Genomic DNA, 16,931 nt, shown 5'->3' with positions numbered 1-16,931 from the left:
TGCGAAACAATAACATACAACACTAACCGCGCAACATCAAATACTAACAAATTAGTTACATTACTAATTTATTAGTTGTAATACTAATCAATTAGTATTACATTTGTTTATAACAGTAAATCGATGCAAAAATTAGCTAAACGGGAAGAACAAATCATGCAGGCCGTATGGAACCTGGATAAAGCATTCATTAAAGAGATTATACAGGAGCTGCCCGAGCCAAAGCCCCACTATAACTCGGTAGCTACCATAGTAAAAATACTGGAAGAAAAAGGCTTTTTAGCACATGATAGCGTAGGCAATATTTTTCAGTATTACCCGGCAATTGCCAAAGAAGAATATCAAAAACACGCCATGAAAGATGTGGTAAGCCAGTATTTTGATAATTCCTATTCGCGCATGCTGGCTTTTTTTGCCAAAGAGCAAAAACTTACCGAGGAAGAATTGAACGACATTATAGAAATCATTAAATCGAATAAAAAATGATACCCTACCTGTTGCATGTAGCATTGCTCATAACAATTTGCCTGTTGTTTTATAAGCTGTTTTTACAACGGGAAACTTTTTATAACCTTAACCGATGGGTACTGCTCGTCTGCTTACCCCTTTCCTTTTTGCTGCCGCTTATACACGTTCCGCAGCAATGGTCGGCAAGGGCGGCTGAACCGCAAAATATTGTCAGTACTGATGAATTACCGAGGGTTGATTTGCCGGCAAAAGCCTTTCCGTCGGTTAAAGCAATAATACCCAGGCTGTCAAAACCCGGTTCGAAACCGGCGACTACACCAAAGCCGGCCGTGGCGCCCCTGGCAAAACCGTTAACTACAATCGCATCGCATTTTACTTTGGCTGATACGGTGCAATGGTTATCTATTATTTATATAGCCGGTGTGGCGGTATTTGCTTTAAACCTGCTTGTTCAGCTTATTTACACGCTTTACATGGCCTATGCCCGCCCGGTAATTATTGACGGTCCTTTTCGTATTGTTGAACTTGCCGGCGATAAGGTACCCTGCTCCTTCCTGAATAACATATTTATCAATCCTGAAAAGTACAATTGGGACACCTATAACCAAATTTTAGTTCATGAAAAAGTGCATGCCCGCCAACTGCATAGCATTGATATTTTATTGGCCGAATTGGTTATCGTACTACAATGGTTTAACCCTTTTGCCTGGTGGTACCGTACAGAAATGGAAAATAACCTGGAGTATCTTACCGATGAAGCGGTTACCAGCAAACACAATATTGATCGCTCGTTATACCAATTAAGCCTGCTTAAGGTATCGGCCCCTCACCTATCGCTCCGGATTGCTACCAATTACAACCAGTCGATACTCAAAAAACGCATCATGATGATGAGTATTAAAAAATCAAACCTGCATACGCTGTGGAAGTATTTTTTACTGGTGCCTTTATTCGCCGGGCTAACTTGTATCCTTAACCAGCCTGCTAACGGAAAAAACAGGTTGATGAGTAAAGGGATGGGTACCGGTATTATTCCCGATTCTTTATACAAGGGCGATATCGTGGGTTTTTGGTATGCCAACAAAGAGGGTAATGTACTCAACATGGATATGAAGATAGTGATCAAAAAGCAGGATTGGAGTTATAACGGCTTCGTTTTCCCGGTGAGCGCGTTTTCATCACTACCGCTGAAAAAGCAAAGCGATTTTTATGTAAAACGCGATGCGGGTACTATATTGTTTAATGGCAAGTTTGAGGGCGACCAGGGACTTGGCCGGTTTAAAATGACGTTTAATAAAACTTACCTTGAGCATTTACAAAAAGCCGGTGTAAAAAACACCAATGAGGATGCCCTTATTGGCCTGGTGGTAAACGATGTAAAAGAGGATTATATCAATTTGCTGATAGATAACGGATTTAAAGACTTAACCGCCGAACAACTATCTATGCTGGCACTATTTAAAGTAACGCCTTCAGAAATAAAATTCTGGGGGCATTCGGGCTTTAAAAATCTAACTGCTCATGATTTACAGCGGGCAAAATTAGCCAATATGGATAGCAGTTATGTTAGCGAAATAAAGAAAGCCGGCTATCCCGACATTACTTTTAATGAACTATGCCTGCTTAAATCGGATAGCATAACAGCCGACTACATTAAGGGCCTTACCAGGGCAAAATTAGCCGCCAGGGTACCAGGCGATACTACCGGAACCGTAATACCCGTAAGTATAATTTCAACAGCCAAATACATGCATGTTGATAGCGCCTACCTGCGGGCACTGGCCGGCTTTGGATATGATTTAACAGCATCGCAACTTCACTCATTCAAAAACTTCAACATAACGCCCGAATATATTTCCGAACTGCAAAATTCAGGCTATAGCAATATACCGGCAAGCACACTGCTAAGCTTAAAAATTTCAAAAATAACGCCCGAATATATCAAAGGTTTTCATGATGTGGGGTACAACAACATCCCGTTAAATGCCTTAACGCTTTTTAAATCGCAGGGTATCACACCCGATTTGGTTATGGGTTATAAAACAATGGGTTACATCAATATTGAGCCCACCACATTGGTGCAGCTTAAGGTAAAAGAAATAACTCCCGGATTTATTAAAGGCTTTAGCGATCTCGGATTTAAAAACATCCCCTTAACCCAGCTTTTTGTACTTAAAAACGCTGGCGTAACCCCCGCCTATGTAACGTCAATGAAGCAAAAGGGATTAAACTCAAAAGACATTCAAAAGTATATAACCTAAAAAAACTCATTCAATTAATAATAAACCTATGAAACACAACCTTATAACCTTATTTTTTTTAGCTTTTATCTGCTTTGAAGTAAAGTCGCAAACAGCTTTAACAGGCAGCCAGGCCTATAACAATGCGCAAAACCTGCGTGCAAAAGCCCGTAAATTTTACGAAAAGGATAATCCTACCAAAGCTGAGTGCGATAGCGGCCTGGCTATTTTAAATACAGCGGTAAATTTCCTGGACAAGCCCGAGGTGATAGAACTTGCCCAGGATAATTTATACTTAAAAGGTCGTAAAAGTGATGTTTATTACGATATGATATTGTGCTATACCCTAAGTAAACAGTATGAAAAGGCTTTGGACATATTTGACAAAATGGGAAACGAAGGCGATTACTACCGTATCGATTTTTATGAAACCGACTCGCTGTTCATACCCATGCGATCGAACCCCAGGTTTCAATCGGCACTAAGCAGGCTTAAACTTAGGCAGGCGCTTTGGAAAGACGAATCTTTAAAAACGCCCTACAAGGAAAACATATCGGATGCTGAAAAAACAGCGGGATTATCGCTGCTATGGTCGCAGGCAAAATACAATTTCGTCAATTTTGACCACGCTGCGATAGATTGGGACAAAACCTATCTTGATTACCTTCCGCTGGTAAAAAACACTACATCAACCGCGCAATATTATAAAGTACTGCAACAGTTTTATGCACAACTTAAAGACGGGCATACCAATGTATACGTACCAAAAGAATTATCGGCCGAATTTTACACCCGCCCGCCATTCAGAACCGAACTGATTGAAGGCCGGGTATTTGTAAGCCAGGTTTTTAGCGACAGCTTAAAAACCCTGGGCATTACCCCCGGCACCGAAGTATTGAGTATAGATGGCATCCCGGTTACAACCTACGGCAAAACGCAGGTTGCGCCTTACCAAAGCAGCTCGACCGTGCAGGACCTGGATGTACGCACCTATACCTACGCCTTATTGGCGGGCCCGGCCACTAAAGCCCTGCATTTACAATTACGCAACAGCGCCGGAAAAACCTGGCAACAGGATATTGCCCGCACCGGGTACCACGATGTAAAAAATGCTTTGCCATCGCTGGAGTATAAGCGCATAGGGCAAATTGGCTATTTAACGGTAAACAATTTTGAAGATGAAAACATAATGAAGCAGTTTGATTCATTATTTACCCAGATAGCGGCAACAAAGGGGCTTATCATCGATATCAGGAATAATGGTGGCGGCAGTAGTGGCATTGGTTACCATATTATTTCGTCGTTAACCAACAAGCCATTTCAAAGCTCATACTCAAAAGTATTAAGGTATATGCCTACTATTAACGGCATCCAATGGCACGAAAATGTGCCCGGCGAATGGGATGCCAACGGCAAACAATATTATGATAAGCCTGTGGTAGTATTGATAAGCGCCCGTACGTTTTCGGCAGCCGAAGATTTTACCGTGGCTTTTGATTACATGAAACGCGGCCAGCTTATTGGGCAAACTACCGGTGGCAGCACAGGCCAGCCTTTTGGCTTTAGCCTGCCAGGCGGCGGATCGGCACGCGTATGCGGCAAACACGATGCCTACCCCGATGGGAAAGAGTTTGTGGGCGTAGGCATTGCACCTAATGTGGCCATAACCAAAACCATTAAAGACCTATGGAAAGGTACCGACGCCGCATTGGAAAAGGCTTTGCAATTGCTGAATAAGTAAAGACATGTTAATATATAACGGCCTCTTGCTACGGTAAACGATAGCAAGAGGCCGTTAATACAATAGTACAAAAACTATAGACTGGATATTATAATAGACGTAGTCAAGGCTCGGTTGCCCTCAACTTTAAATGGCTTATAATGAGAATGATATATTATAGAGAACTAAAGTTTTTGTAAATCTTTAATAGAAAGCCCGGTGGCAAGCTAATTACGATTAACCGGCGTACAATAGCGAGTGGTATTTTTAAATGTTTATAGCGGTTTCTAAAGCTTTTCAATTTCCCCAGCCGAAAGCCCGGTGAACTTTTCGATCTGGGCAACAGGCATGCCTTCTTTTTTCATTTCACGGGCAATAGTTTGCTTTCCTTTTTTTTCGCCTTTTTTTTCGCCTTTTTTCTCAGCTCTATCCAATAAAAGTTCTTCAATGCCCATGGTGTTGCTCCTTTCTGTTAAAATTTCTACCTCTTGCTCAAATTTAGCATTTATATCCTGATTTTCAAAGCGTATGTAATACCTTAAAAAATTCATCAGTACCCTTATCTTTCCTTTCGCTATCTGCTTAGCCAGCAATAGCCTGGTGAGGTTAAGCTTTAAGTTCAGCAGCAATTCGTCACGTTCCCGGCTGCTTTTCAGGTCTTTGCCAACAAGTGCTGCCTTTGCTGTGAGCACAACCAGGGCAAAAGGGTTATCACTGGCTTTCAGCACCTTATCGCTTTGGCTGGCTATTTTGTAGGTGTTAAACGTGTAACGTAAGCTGGTGCCCATAAAGTCTATGGCAAAATGGCTTGGTCTTTCTTTTGTATTGGCTTCGGTAAATATGGCGTAGGCAACTATTGGTTTTTGATACTTATCCAGTATCCTGTAAAAATAAGTGTACATGCGGCTGGCAAAATCTTTTTGATACTGGCCCTGCACTTCCACATGCACCAAAATCCATTCTTCTTTGCCTGCTTTAGTAAATACTTTAACCAGCTTATCTATCACCTTTGGCGAGTACTCGTCGTTTTCGGGCGGAAAAACCTGTTCCAGCTCTTTATCCAGAAACTCAAATCCTTTATCAAAGTCGAAAATCTCCGTGGCTTCAGGACTAAGAAAGCATAGAAAATCGTCAAAAACATCTTCCAAAATCCCTTTCCAAAGGATGTCGTCTTTTCTTCTCATCAAACAATAATAAAGAAATATTTACCAGTAAAAAAAGAGTTGACGGCAATAAAAATAGAACATTTGTTGTGATCTACCTCAACCCTGCTTTCGCTTACTACTCAAATACTTCCTTACCGGGATGTCGTAAGCCACCATGGCCAGGTAGCCCATGCCAACCAGTAATATTACACCTGCAATAACTATATAAACAATTTGGCTGGTTGGCGGCTTGTGGCTTATTACATAATTACCAAAAAACCAGATACCCACATAATGGGTCATATACAACGGGTAAGAAATATTACCCGAAAAGTTGCAGAGTTTTTTAAGGCCTCCCGAAAGCGTGGCACCTGCCCCCAAAGCAATAAGCAGCGGAAAATAAAAAAGTACCACAAGCAATTGGGCAAGCCAGTTCCATTTACTATGTGGCATCATTAATGCCGCTAACAGTAACAAGGCAAGCCCAATAAAGCCAAGCTTGTTTTTGATAATGAAGTTAAACCGGTATACAAGCAGCCCGGCTGTAAACGAATAAAAAATGCGGGCACCCCCTTCCCAAAAGTTTTCGCCGGCCCAGCCGCCCGATAATATCTTGGCATGGAACGCAACAAAACTCAGCGCTGCCGCGGCTATAACCAGCAATACAACCAAATACTTACGTGCAAGCCTGTAAAGCACAAACGCATAAACAATATTGGCTATATACTCCCAAAATAACGACCATGCCGGTGCGTTAAAACTAAACAGGTTAAAATACCGCTCCTGCATGGCCGGGAACGGGATAAGCAGCATCGAGCTTACAAATATCAACGCCAGCCGGCCAACACTGTAAGCCTCCGGGTGACCGCCAAACGGATCAACAAGAAAACCAATAAGGCCCAACACCGAACCTAAAATAACCAACGGGTGCAGCCTGATAATCCTCGATTTAAAAAACTCCAGCACGCCCATTTTACCAATCCGGTCATCATAAGCATAACCTATGACGAAGCCCGACAGGCAGAAAAAAAAGTCGACAGCGAGGAAGCCGTGGCCGATAAAGTTTACATCGTAACTTGGAAAAAGGAACTCGGTAAAATGAAATACCACTACCGCCAAAGCGGCAACGCCACGCAGGCCGTCCAGAATTTCGAAGTGTTGTTTGGTTTTTAAATTTACAGGAATAGTGCTCATGAATAATTATTGCGCCGGCCATTGGCTACAGCGCTTTTTAAAAATTATATGTGATGTTTCAAGAATACCGATTAATATCAAACCCGGCAAATATTCGGCGGCGTTTTTAACCATCTTTATAAAAAGCAAAATCCCGAAGGGTAGCCCGTCCGGGATTTTGCGATGCTTTGTATTTACTATTGTTTGGCTATCCTGTACATTTTGCCATTATCAGTTACGCCGTACAACGCGCCGTCTTTACCGGTGGCAAGCGACCGCCAGCGTTCGCGTTTATCTTTAAACAGGCGCTCCTCGCCTACTACTTTATTATCTTTAATAACCAGGCGTGCAATGTGCGATCCGCTGAGGGCGGCTACAAAAAGGTTACCCTTCCATTCCGGTATCAAATCGCCGGTGTAAAAAGTGATACCGCAAGGCGATATAACAGGGTCCCAGTAATAAATGGGCTGGGTTATCCCCTCTTTTTGCTGGATGCCATCACCAACTTTTTCGCCGCTGTATTCAATACCATAGGTAACTACAGGCCAGCCGTAGTTATTGCCCGGACGGATAATATTGATCTCGTCGCCGCCGCGCGGACCAAACTCATCTTCCCATAGTTCGCCGGTTGCCGGATTCCAGGCCATCCCTTCGGGGTTACGGAAACCGTAGGCATAAATTTCGGGCAGGGCATTTGGGGTATTGGCGAAGGGGCCACCCGGCACCGCCTTACCATCTTTGGTTAAGTGCAGTACTTTACCAATAGCAGCGCTCAAGTCCTGCGCTTTCATGCGTATATCGCCACCCGAGCGTTCACCGGTGCTTACAAACAAGTTGCCTTGCTTATCAAACAAAATGCGGCTGCCGTACTGTAAAGCACCCCTGTAAGCGGGCTTTGCACGGTATATCACTTCAATATGCTCTACCTGTGTTTCATCTGCCGATAATTTACCTTTAGCTACCGCCAGTACGTTGCCTTCTGGGGTTACTTCGGCATAATCCCAAAATATCATCCGGTTAGTTTTAAAATCAGGATCGATGTTAACATCCAGCAAACCGCCCTGCCCTTGTGCCAATACAGCAGGTAAATTACTTATCGTTTTATCAGCCTGCCCATCAGCTTTTAAAAGACGCATAGTACCACCCTTTTGGGTTATCAAAAAGCGACCGTCGGGCAATACACAAAGCGCCCAGGGCTGCTTTAATTCGCTATTAATAACCGTTGCGGTTACCGCCATTTTGGTTTTGACGCCTGTGATGCGCGTTTGGCCGGGGAAGGCTGATTTATAATCGCTGTTGGGCTTAATGGTTTCAACAGGTGCACCTTTGCCCGTATCGGCAACCGCCGTTTGTTGCGGGGCCGCATGGCAGGCAGCTATCCCAGCTGTTAACGACAGGCTTAAAATGAATGTTTTACAGTTTTTAGGCAGCATGAATTTGGTTAATAAATGTTTATAATACATTAATAGCTAAAACTACAAATTGGTTTTGAGGATAGCCTGCATACGCTGTAAAAATATTATGACACGCCACTGTGGCCTATTGTTTCTTAACCCTTCACCTAAAACTTAATCCCTTACCCCTTGTTGTACTTTGCATGAATCGGCTGCTACAAAAACTCGAAAAAATTGGTCGCGACCCAAAAGTTACTGCAAAGGCAGTTGGCTTACGCTATGTCTCAGATTCAACCCCGGGCTATACCCGTAAAAAAGCGGGCAAAGGCTGGAGTTATTATGATGCCGGTGGCGCGCTGGTAAAGGATAAGGAATTGATTGCCCGTTTTGCCAAACTGGTTATCCCACCTGCTTACACCAAAGTATGGATCTCGCCTTATGAAAACGGGCACCTGCAGTTTACAGGTACCGATGCAGCCGGGCGTAAACAATACCGCTACCATGCCGGCTGGAACCAAATTCGAAACCAAAGCAAATACCACCGCCTGCAAACCTTTGCCGAACATTTGCCTGCTATACGTGCCCAGGTAGATAAAGACCTGGCCCGCCACAACCTGGATCATGAAAAAGTTGTAGCACTGGTGGTACGCCTGATGGAGCTGACCAGCATTCGTGTGGGAAATGAATCGTACAAAAAGCTTTACGGTTCGTTTGGGCTAACCACACTGCTTAACAAGCATGTGGCCATTGAGGGATCAAAAATTAAGTTTGAATTTAAGGGCAAAAAGGGTGTTTTTCATAAAATAGCCTTGCAAAGCAGGCGCCTGGCCAACCTGGTAAAGCAATGCCGGGATATACCGGGCAAAGAACTTTTTCAGTATTACAAACCCGATGGTGAACGGTGCAGTATCGGCTCGGGCGATATTAACGATTACCTGAAAGGCATTACCGGCGAAGATTTTACCGCCAAAGATTTTCGCACCTGGAGCGGCAGCGTAAGCGCCCTTTACGCCTTTAAAGAGGCCGGCGAGTTTCAAAACATTACCGAATGCAAAAAGAAAATTGTAAGCGTATTGGATGAGGTAGCTATTAACCTTGGCAATACCCGCACGGTTTGTAAAAAATACTACGTGCACCCAACGGTAATAAAAAGCTACGAGGAAGGCACCATATTTAAATATATTGATAAAATTGACGGGCACGAAGACGTAAAAGCGGCGGAGTTAAATATTGCAGAGCAGGCATTGCTGAAGTTATTAGAAACAGAAAAACTCGCTATCGCGAGTTGATTTGGGGTTGATTGGGTTAGATTGAGTTGATCAGGTGAATGGTTGATTGAGTTTAATTAACCATTCACCTCGTGATAAATAAAGAACTACTACTATTAACTGATCTTATAACTTAATCAACGTAGTCCAACCCAATCAACCACTCACTTTTTCTTAAGCTCAATAACAATCACACCTTGTTTAGCTTTTTCGCCATATTTTTTATCGGTGGCGGCATCGTTTTTAAGCACGCTTATATTTTTGATATTACTTTGGTCTACCTTTTTAAACTCGGCCTGGGTAACCTCTTTGCCGTCTACCAAAATCAGCGGGCTTGCTTTATCGTCATTCCGGGGACGGATCCGCAAAATTTTAGTAGCGGTGGCACTTATTCCATTTCTGCTATCAACCATAGTTACGGGGTCACCGTTGGCTGTCATCATCACAATGGTATCCATTGGTGTGGTACCATTTAAGGTAATTGCATTACCTTTTACAACTATGTTTTTACGAATGGACTTACTGCTCCAGCCGGTAACCGTTGTAGCGCCCGAAGCCGCACTGCCCGATATCCTTTTGGTGGCTCTTGCACTACTTACCCCTGTGCCGGTTACCGTGATGGGCTCAGCATCGTCGATATCATCTGCAGTGCCTACAACAACTTCATCTATCTTCAGGTTAGATTTAATTGCCTTTTTGGAGTTGGCCGACACGGTTACTTTGCTAAGGCCTTTAACCTTACCTACTACTATAGGATCGGCAGAGTTAACGGAGTAAGTGTAATAAACATGCTTTGTTTTCCCGGTTGCATCTTTTAAAGTATCACCGGCAATTTTCATATCCCTTATAAAAACTTTACCAACGCGGCCTTTTGTATGAGCGGGGCTAAAATCCATTACTGTAGCAAACCCGGCATCTGTCGTGCCTTTAAATTTATCCAGCTTTTCTTTAAATTTTAAGCCCTCGGTCGAGTTTTTTGTGGTAATAAATACCAGCCCTACGTTATCGGCCACTTTATCATCAACAAGCTGTACAGCATCGCTGTTTTTAAATACGTTAACGCTAAGTATATCGTCGGGGTTTACATTTTTGATGTCGCCCTTTTTACCATTAATATAATATACAACCGAGTCGTTCCCATTGATGTGGATAGCAAAAGCCCGTTTGGTGGTATCGGCGTTTACCATATCTTTTAAAATAAAATTCACTTTGGTATTTACATGCTCAATAGCGCCCTTATTAACGCTGTTTACCTTTATTTTACCTGCGCCTGCCAATTGTGCTATTTTTTCTCTCAGGGCTTTACCGGCAACCGAATTTTTCCTTGTTGCAAAGGCCACTGCATGGTTTCCATCGCCGGCATTAAAATACTTTTTGGCATCAGTTGCTGTAAGGTAATCTATACTTTCGGTATCATCGGCAAAGCTATTGGCATTTGATACCTGTACCCCATCCAGGTAAAATACAGGGCTGGCGTTGCCATCATCAGCTTTACCCTTAGCTGTGTTTGCAGGGGTTTTATTCTCATCCTTACCTGGCAAAATCAGTTTTATGGTAGCAGCCAGCTTATTGATGCCTACAGCATTACCTACATTATTTGATAATATGGTTATAGATTTAAAGGCAGCGCTTTTTTTAACAAAATCGGCTTTTGAAATACTAAAAACCAATAACAGGCCAACAACAACCGGCACCATGAACACGTACCGGGTTAGGGTTATTTTTGAAGATCGTTTGGCGTTCATCATGATGATACGTTTTTTAATGGTTGATAAATTGAAATGGTTTACAATGCCAGGTTGGGTGTTATTAAAACTTACCGATACCAGGCTATACTGGTAAGTTTTGCTATCGATACCTTTTTTAAGGATCTTTTGATCGGTTATAAACTCTATGTTTTCGCGGATGGCTTTTTTCATGAGCCAAATGCCCGGGTTAAACCAGTAAAAAATGCTGCTTAGTTCGGCAAGCAGAATATCGGCCGTGTGCCATTGGTTTACGTGCACCTGCTCGTGCAATAAAATTGCCTTTAAATCGGCGGGCTCATGGTTGGCCGGGTTCACAAATATGCTTTGCCAGAACGAGAATGGCGCGGCATCCTTATCTATCAGCCTTACCTGGTGGTTACCAATGGTAGCGGGCTTTGAGTTTTTATACAGTCGGTACAACGAAAACAACTGCACAAACAAGCGAATACTCAACAGTGCCGCCCCTAACCAGAATACCGATTCGATGTAAAGCCAGTAATGGGGCTTATCAACTGTTTTTGCCAGTGCTTGCGCGGGCGCCTGCCAGTTTATGGCAACCTGCTGAACCGGCCGTGCCAGTTGCTGGTGCCGCTGTATAAAATCCGACAGATTTATTTGCGGGTATATGCTGGCAAACAATATAGCTGCAAGCAGGTAAACGCGGTTAAGGGTATAAAAAGTAAGGTGCCTTAATACCAGGTAATAACCGGCGCAAAACAATAACAGGGCAATATTTACTTTAAGCAAAAAAACAAACAGTGCTGGCATGGCTTTAGGGTTTATTGTTTTTCAATCAGTTTAATGATCTCTTGCAGGTCTTTCGCGCTTAGCTTTTTATCTTTGGCAAAAAAGGTTACCAGGTCTTTGTAGGAGTTTTGGAAGTAATCGTTCACAAAACCACTCATAAAGCGCTTTTTGTATTCCTCCTCTTTAATGGCCGCGCTATAGCGCAGAGAATTGCCCATTTTTTCGCTTTGTAAAAAGCCTTTTCGCTCCAGGTTTTTTATGGTTGATGCCAGCGTGGTGTATGGCGGCTTGGGTTCCTCCATCTGGTCAAGAAAATCTTTTATAAAACCCACCTCGCATTGCCATACCGCCTGCATGGCTTCTTCCTCTTGTTTTGATAATTTCTCCATTGTTAATTACGATTATTTCGTAAAACTACGAATAGTTCGTAAATAACAAAATTATTTAACAAAAATTAACAGAAACTTCAAGCCTCACCCTGCCCTCTCCAAAGGAGAGGGTTCTGAAAAAGGAAAGCCCCGTGATGTTTTTAACACTACGAGGCTAACAAATGTGCAAATCAAAAGTCCTCTCCTTTGGAGAGGATTTAGGTGAGGCTTAATCTATCTTAATCCCCTTATAATATTCCGCCGCCTTATAATCCTTACGTAATGGGAAACCATCCCAGTCATCAGGTAATAAAATGCGGCGCAGGTCGGGATGGTTGGTAAAAAAGATGCCTAACAGGTCATAAGCTTCTCGTTCGTGCCAGTCGGCAGTGCGGTATATGGCGGTGATGCTTTTAAATTCGGGGAGTAGGTCGCTTTCCTGGTTGTGGGGCTTGCTTATCTTAAGGGTAAGCTGCGTTTTATACGGAATAGATGTGAGGTGATAAACAACGCCGTACCGGTTGGCCTCATCGTTATAATGCAAACCGCTGATGCTCGATAAAAAATCGAAGTATGTTTTGGGGTTATTACGTAGCTCCAGGCACACCCGGTCAATATCGTCGGGGTTAATTATCAAGGCAGGCTGCAGGCCGCCGGTTTCTTCGCCGGCAATAACAGCCTCGCCAAATTTTTGGATAAGTAATAATTTAATGTCGTTAAACATCATGGGGCCAAACGTACTTTTTTCCAGGTTTTTTTATCAGTTTTCTTGTAAAGGATACGGTCATGCAGCCTGCTTGGCCTGCCCTGCCAAAACTCTACCAGTTGCGGCTTTAAAATGTATCCACCCCAATATGATGGCTTCGGAATTTCCTTGCCTTCATATTCGGCTGTAAGCTGGGCTTGTTTTTCTTCCAGTACTTTCCGGTCTTCAATTTCCTGGCTTTGCGGCGATACCAATGCACCAATCTGGCTGTCTACAGGGCGCGAGTGAAAATACCGTTCAGATTCTTCCTTGCTCAATTTCTCCAATGTACCCTCAATACGCACCTGGCGTTCCAGTTCGCCCCAAAAAAAGGTAATGGCGCCATGCGGGTTTTTAGTTATCTCTTTACCCTTGCGGCTCAGGTAATTGGTATAAAACATAAAACCCTCTTTATTAATACCTTTCAGCAAAACAATACGGGCCGATGGCTTTCCGTTTGTGGTTGCCGTAGCCAGGGTCATGGCGTTAGGCTCGGGCAATTTTGCGGCCAGTGCTTCGTTAAACCATTGTTCAAACTGGTTCATCGGGTCGGCCTTGGTGCTGTTTTCTAATAAAGTAGCGGCAGAATACTCCTGCCTTAAATTTTGTAGTTGCTGCTCGTCCATTTGTGCAAACTTACTAATTAATTAATCCGTATATATTGATATATTTTCATTTTCATAATTGAACATATTTTTACTATGCTTGTTGTGTCATTTAAATTTAAACCTGTATGTTAAGTACCATATCGGCAGCAGCCGGACGCCTGCTTATTTCTGAACCCTTTATGATGGACCCGAACTTTAAAAGATCGGTCATTATCCTCACAGAATTTTCTGCCGATGGTGCCATGGGCTTTATTTTAAACCACCAGGGCGAATATATGCTTAGCGATGTGCTGCCCGATGTATCGTACTCCGAAATGCCTGTGTATGAAGGCGGACCGGTAGGCAAAAACACCCTGCACTTTATCCACCGGGTACCCGAAAAAATTGACGGCGGTATTGAAATTGCTTCCGGCGTATACTGGGGCGGCGATTTTGAGCAAATAAAAAAGCTGGTGAGCAACTACCAGCTTAACGAAACCGAAATAAAGTTTTTTGCAGGCTACTCCGGCTGGACAGCCCAGCAACTCGACGAAGAAATTGCCGCCGACAGCTGGATAGTAACCGACAAGTTTGCCCCCGAAACCCTCTTTGAAGGCGAAGAGCACAACCTGTGGAAAGACGTGATCAAAGGCCTTGGCAATCGCTACGCGCATATAGCCAATTTTCCCGAAAACCCGGCGTTGAATTAGTTTGTAGTTGGCGGTTTGCAGTGGGCAGCTTGCGGTATGCAGTTTTAAGTTTGCAGTAGTTTGCCGGGCAATCCCGCTGGTAGAAGCGGGCCGGGCTGTATGCTCATACGCCTGCAGGCATTACGCACATTGGCCGGTATCCGCGCCCATCCCTATTGCAATTGTCTGAATCAGAATTTTCAGAATTTAAGAATGGGCAGAATGTGGTCTGTGCCAGATTAATATTTTTTGTCTGAACCCGAATTTATCGAATTAAAGAATTACCAGAATTTAAAAAGCCAATTCGAGAAATTCTAAAAATTCGTTTAATTCGAGTTCAGACACATCCTCAAATAATTCTTTCCTCTGCACATTCGCAGCCCGTCAAGCAAAAGCCACAAACATAATGAGTTACCTGTCGTGTTACACCGGCATTTGCTTTTCGTCTTGGCTCTTGACTCTTGATTCTCTTCTACCCCTCCATTTCCCTTGCCGACTCTTCTACCTTTTTCTTCAGGTCTTCTTTAAAGTCGATAAGGTTTTTAACAAGGTATTCGTCGGCAGTCGATAGGATCTGGGCGGCAAGTATGCCTGCATTTTTGGCTGCATTAAGGGCTACAGTTGCAACAGGGATCCCGTTTGGCATCTGGAGGATAGATAGTATCGAATCCCAGCCGTCAATAGAGTTGCTTGATTTTACAGGCACGCCAATAACCGGCAAATGGGTTAATGATGCCACCATGCCAGGCAAATGCGCAGCGCCACCGGCACCGGCAATAATCACCTTAATACCCCTGTCGGCAGCGGCACGGGCGTAGCTAAACATCCTATCCGGTGTGCGGTGTGCCGATACTACCGTAATTTCGTATTCAACACCTAATTCTTTTAATACATCGGCGGCATCCTGCATAATATGCAAATCAGATTTGCTGCCCATAATGATGGCTACTTTTGGTTGGCTCATGTTGTTGTTATTGTATATATATTTTTAGCACCGTCATTGCAAGGCAATTATGCAAGGTAAAAAGGTTTCCCGCTTTGCAACAACGCGTTATTTATCCATTGTTTTTTCGTGAACTATTCTTCTTATCAAAAATACTATACCAAGGCCAATCAAAATTGGGATGCATAAAAACATCAGGTAATGCGTCACTTTCCCCCACTTGTAGTCCAAAGAAGACATATCTTGCCGGGCATGCCATGTATTTAAAACTTTAAACCCGTCAAAAAACACCTTCAAATTCTTATCAGTAGCCGGCAATAAATTGGAACAAGATATTGAGCATATTGCCAGGGAATCATTTAAACATACCACACGTTGATATATATAGGTATCGTACCCGTTATAATGTGCTTTATAACCAAACTCAACTGCGTCGAGTCCGCTGATTTTTATTTTATTTTTATAAAACGTTTTGCTGTTAGTTCTTTTTAATGCACCCTTTATGTAGTTGTTGTAAACTGAGTCGACATTATCATTTTTAAACAGATCCAATAGACCTCCTTCTGCGTCTGCTATCACCCCCGTATACGTCACCCCATTATGGTTAACCATGTAAACGTTTACACCACTTACCCTTTCTAATGCAGGGCTATCCGGCAACATTACTCTCGCTATCCCTCCAAGCCTTTGCTTATAAGGGTATTGAGCAAAGGTAACCGTAGCAATACAGCCAACAAGAATAGTTAGTACAATTATTTTAATGTTCATGATAAGAGGTTTTAGCACCATCATTGCGAAGCACGAAGCAATCTCCTGATTTGCGCCGCAATTATGCAAAGTAAAAAGATTTACCGCTTTGCGATGGGGCGCTATCTATCTTTATGTTTCTTATAAAATATTCTTCTGATCAAAAACACTATCCCAAGACCGATTAAAACCGGGATACACAAGAACATCAAAAAACCTATTAACTTCCCTGTTTTGTACGCCAGGTTAGCAGGAACATCCTGTCGGGCCCCGCTGGCATTCACAACTCTAAACCCGTCAAAAAACACTTTCAGATTCTTGTCTGTATTTGATAACGAATCTGCGGCCAATAATCCGCATGATACCAATGAATCATTTAAACACACTAAACGGTGATACCCGTAAGTATCTTGTCCTTTCAATTTTCTTTTGTAGCCAAATTCAACCCCTTTAACTCCACTAATATCTATTTTATTTTTATAAACCAACTTAGCCTTTGAACTTTTCAGCAAACTGTTTATATAAGTTGCATAGGTGGAGTCGATAGGTTGGTTGTTAATAAGATCTCTTAGACTTCCCGCCACATCGGCGGCCTGCGCCATAAATATTACGCCCTTATAATTAATAAAATAACTATTAACGCCATTTACCGATTGAAGTTTAGGGGTATCTGGCAACATTACAGTCGCTAAGTTTCCGAGCTTTTGTTTGTAAGTGTATTGGCCGAAACCAACCGTCGCAATACATCCAATAAGGACAGTTAGTACTATTATTTTTATGTTCATGATAAGGGGTTTAACAATACAATAAGTCACAACTCTTTTCACACTATCGATAACAGCCGATATCTACCCACAACAATAGCTTATGTCATTGCGAGCGCAGCGCGGCAATCTCTTCGCATGCACAGCGGTCATACGAGGAATTTGCTTCGTTCCTCGCAACGACA

General features: G+C 42.9%; 15 protein-coding genes. 5 read left to right on the top strand and 10 right to left on the bottom strand.

What is annotated here, in order from left to right; all coding sequences use genetic code 11:
• Positions 1 to 123: 123 nt before the first annotated feature.
• The 3 genes from AC1DU2_RS22790 to AC1DU2_RS22780 are packed head-to-tail and all read left to right on the top strand — an operon-like array spanning position 124 to position 4,449.
• The gene (locus tag AC1DU2_RS22790) at positions 124 to 486 is read left to right on the top strand and encodes a BlaI/MecI/CopY family transcriptional regulator (RefSeq protein ID WP_477361451.1); all 363 of its coding nucleotides are present in this window, start codon (positions 124 to 126) and stop codon (positions 484 to 486) included.
• Entirely contained in the window at positions 483 to 2,729 is a 2,247-nt protein-coding gene (locus tag AC1DU2_RS22785) for a M56 family metallopeptidase (protein ID WP_477387109.1), read from the top strand. Before AC1DU2_RS22790 ends, AC1DU2_RS22785 begins: the two co-directional genes overlap by 4 nt.
• Positions 2,730 to 2,757: 28 nt before the next feature.
• Positions 2,758 to 4,449, top strand: coding sequence for a S41 family peptidase (locus AC1DU2_RS22780; RefSeq protein WP_477387107.1), 1,692 nt, complete (start codon positions 2,758 to 2,760; stop codon positions 4,447 to 4,449).
• Positions 4,450 to 4,715: 266 nt separating this feature from the next.
• Here AC1DU2_RS22780 and AC1DU2_RS22775 read toward each other — a convergent pair whose 3' ends face one another.
• The 3 genes from AC1DU2_RS22775 to AC1DU2_RS22765 form a co-directional block, all read right to left on the bottom strand.
• Entirely contained in the window at positions 4,716 to 5,612 is an 897-nt protein-coding gene (locus AC1DU2_RS22775) for an RpnC/YadD family protein (RefSeq protein ID WP_477387105.1), read from the bottom strand.
• A gap of 78 nt (positions 5,613 to 5,690) precedes the next feature.
• A complete protein-coding gene (locus AC1DU2_RS22770) occupies positions 5,691 to 6,767 on the bottom strand; it encodes an acyltransferase family protein (protein ID WP_477387103.1) in 1,077 nt (358 codons plus the stop codon).
• Between the two features lie 176 nt (positions 6,768 to 6,943).
• The gene (locus tag AC1DU2_RS22765; protein WP_477387101.1) at positions 6,944 to 8,179 is read right to left on the bottom strand and encodes a PQQ-dependent sugar dehydrogenase; all 1,236 of its coding nucleotides are present in this window, start codon (positions 8,177 to 8,179) and stop codon (positions 6,944 to 6,946) included.
• 164 nt (positions 8,180 to 8,343) lie between these two features.
• Here AC1DU2_RS22765 and AC1DU2_RS22760 point away from each other — a divergent pair, with 164 nt between their 5' ends.
• On the top strand, positions 8,344 to 9,429 hold the full coding sequence (locus AC1DU2_RS22760; RefSeq protein WP_477387099.1) for a DNA topoisomerase IB: 1,086 nt from the start codon (positions 8,344 to 8,346) through the stop codon (positions 9,427 to 9,429).
• 143 nt (positions 9,430 to 9,572) lie between these two features.
• Here AC1DU2_RS22760 and AC1DU2_RS22755 read toward each other — a convergent pair whose 3' ends face one another.
• From AC1DU2_RS22755 to pdxH, 4 genes are all read right to left on the bottom strand, one after another.
• Complete coding sequence (locus AC1DU2_RS22755; protein ID WP_477387096.1) at positions 9,573 to 11,924, bottom strand: M56 family metallopeptidase; 2,352 nt, start codon at positions 11,922 to 11,924, stop codon at positions 9,573 to 9,575.
• A gap of 11 nt (positions 11,925 to 11,935) precedes the next feature.
• Complete coding sequence (locus AC1DU2_RS22750; protein ID WP_090653318.1) at positions 11,936 to 12,292, bottom strand: BlaI/MecI/CopY family transcriptional regulator; 357 nt, start codon at positions 12,290 to 12,292, stop codon at positions 11,936 to 11,938.
• 208 nt (positions 12,293 to 12,500) lie between these two features.
• A complete protein-coding gene (locus AC1DU2_RS22745) occupies positions 12,501 to 12,998 on the bottom strand; it encodes an NADH-quinone oxidoreductase subunit C (protein WP_477387094.1) in 498 nt (165 codons plus the stop codon).
• The gene (pdxH, locus tag AC1DU2_RS22740; RefSeq protein ID WP_147058531.1) at positions 12,995 to 13,642 is read right to left on the bottom strand and encodes a pyridoxamine 5'-phosphate oxidase; all 648 of its coding nucleotides are present in this window, start codon (positions 13,640 to 13,642) and stop codon (positions 12,995 to 12,997) included. The genes AC1DU2_RS22745 and pdxH overlap by 4 nt, the downstream gene beginning before the upstream one ends.
• Before the next feature lie 107 nt (positions 13,643 to 13,749).
• Here pdxH and AC1DU2_RS22735 point away from each other — a divergent pair, with 107 nt between their 5' ends.
• Complete coding sequence (locus AC1DU2_RS22735) at positions 13,750 to 14,313, top strand: YqgE/AlgH family protein (RefSeq protein ID WP_477387092.1); 564 nt, start codon at positions 13,750 to 13,752, stop codon at positions 14,311 to 14,313.
• 451 nt (positions 14,314 to 14,764) lie between these two features.
• Here AC1DU2_RS22735 and purE read toward each other — a convergent pair whose 3' ends face one another.
• From purE to AC1DU2_RS22720, 3 genes are all read right to left on the bottom strand, one after another.
• Entirely contained in the window at positions 14,765 to 15,256 is a 492-nt protein-coding gene (gene purE, locus AC1DU2_RS22730) for a 5-(carboxyamino)imidazole ribonucleotide mutase (RefSeq protein ID WP_147058527.1), read from the bottom strand.
• An 87-nt stretch (positions 15,257 to 15,343) separates the two neighbouring features.
• Positions 15,344 to 16,003 carry a hypothetical protein gene (locus AC1DU2_RS22725; protein ID WP_477387090.1) on the bottom strand — a complete coding sequence of 220 codons (660 nt, stop codon included), beginning with the start codon at positions 16,001 to 16,003 and terminating at the stop codon, positions 15,344 to 15,346.
• 101 nt (positions 16,004 to 16,104) lie between these two features.
• Positions 16,105 to 16,767, bottom strand: coding sequence for a hypothetical protein (locus tag AC1DU2_RS22720; protein WP_477387088.1), 663 nt, complete (start codon positions 16,765 to 16,767; stop codon positions 16,105 to 16,107).
• Positions 16,768 to 16,931 lie beyond the last annotated feature (164 nt).

The sequence above is a fragment of the Mucilaginibacter sp. P4_C11 genome (assembly GCF_056402115.1).
Note: the sequence above shows the minus strand (reverse complement) of the source record. Positions and strands in the feature narration are given on the sequence as shown.